Genomic DNA, 1,731 nt, shown 5'->3' with positions numbered 1-1,731 from the left:
TGCGGTCCATCCAGATCGCCATCACGTGGCAGCCGATGCCGGCGGTGGCGCGGCTGCCCTCGGGCACGACCGTCGACGTATTGTGCGGGCACCCCGAGCAGAAGTAGGGCAGGCGGGCAAGGCTGATCTTGGGCCTGGCTAGCGCCGCTTCCTTGGCATTGATCCAGTCGACCCGCTGGCGGATCTTCTCGATGACGCGCGGCAGCAGCTCGAGGCGCTCGATGCGCTGCGCGATGACGCGGGCGATCATCGCCGGCGTGAGCTCGGACGCGGCGGGCAGCAGCCAGTCGCCGTGCGGCCGCGTCCATTCGCCCTTTTCGTCGAACTTGCCGACGACGCGCGGGCGCACGTCGTCGCGCCAGTTGTAGAGCTGCTCCTTCAGCTGGTACTCGACGATCTGGCGCTTCTCCTCGACGACCAGGATCTCCTCCAGGCCGAGCGCGAAGTCGCGCACGCCCTCGGGCTCGAGCGGCCAGGTCATGCCGACCTTGTACACGCGGATGCCCAGCGCCGCGCACTTGTGCTCGTCGAGGCCGAGGTCCTCCAGCGCCTGGCGCACGTCGAGGTAGCTCTTGCCGCTGGTGATGATGCCGAGCCGCGGGTTCGGGGAGTCGATGACCACGCGGTTCAGGCGGTTCACCCGGCAGTAGTGCAGCGCCGCGTAGACCTTGTAGTCCTGCATCCGCGCCTCGGTGGCGAGGAACGCGTCGGGCCAGCGGATCGACACGCCGTCCGGCGGCAGCGGGAAATCGTCGGGGACGATGATGCGGGTGCGCGCCGGGTCGACGTGCACCGACGCCGAGCTCTCCACCGTGTCGGCGACGCACTTGAAGCCGACCCAACAGCCCGAGTAGCGGCTCATCGCCCAACCGTGCAGCCCGAGGTCGAGGATCTCCTGCACCGACGAGGGATACAGCACCGGCATCAGCGCGGCCGAGAACGCGTGGTCGGACTGGTGGGGGATGGTCGACGACTTCGCCGCGTGGTCGTCGCCGGCGAGCACCAGCACCCCGCCGTGCCTCGACGTGCCCGCGTAGTTGGCGTGCTTGAACACGTCGCCGCAGCGATCCACGCCCGGGCCCTTGCCGTACCACATCGAGAACACGCCGTCGACCTTCGCGCCGGCGTGGAGGTTGAGCTGCTGCGTGCCCCAGATCGCCGTGGCCGCGAGGTCCTCGTTCAGGCCGGGCTGGAAGCGCACGTTGGCGCGGTCGAGGAACTTCGCTGCCTTCCACAGCGCCTGATCGAGTCCGCCCAGCGGCGATCCGCGGTAACCCGAGACGAAGCCGGCCGTGTTCAGGCCCGCCAGGCTGTCGCGCTGGCGCTGCAGCATCAGCAGCCGGACCAGTGCCTGCACGCCGGTGAGGTAGACGCGACCGGAATCGAGCGCGTACTTGTCGTCCAGCGCGACTTCACGCAGGACCGGGGCGGCTGGCGCCATGGGCATAATGCTCCGCAAAAAAGATCGTGTCTTTCGGGACGCCGCGGAAGCCCGTTCGGTTCCGGTGCGACGTCGCGGGTGCCCTTCGTGGGGGCGTCGCGACTGGGCGCGGAGTTTACGCTTTCGTCACACGCCTGAACAGGTCACAATCGTGACGCGCGCGCCAGCCGACCGACGGACCGCCGCTCAGTGGACTATCCTGTGCGCTGACGCGCTCCGGAATTGATTCGCCCTCGGGGCGGCCCTTCGAGCTCATCGACCGACGTGACCGACTTCGCGCTCCTTCCCGC

General features: G+C 68.9%; 1 protein-coding gene. It reads right to left on the bottom strand.

The annotated features are described in order from the left end of the window. Nucleotides 1–1,441, bottom strand: a 1,441-nt coding sequence (locus WB308_RS06625; RefSeq protein ID WP_424190203.1) for a hypothetical protein, incomplete at its 3' end; no start/stop codon positions are given. Nucleotides 1,442–1,731: the final 290 nt, after the last annotated feature.

The organism is Sulfuricurvum sp., assembly GCF_049587615.1.
GTDB lineage: Bacteria > Campylobacterota > Campylobacteria > Campylobacterales > Sulfurimonadaceae > Sulfuricurvum.
Note: the sequence above shows the minus strand (reverse complement) of the source record. Positions and strands in the feature narration are given on the sequence as shown.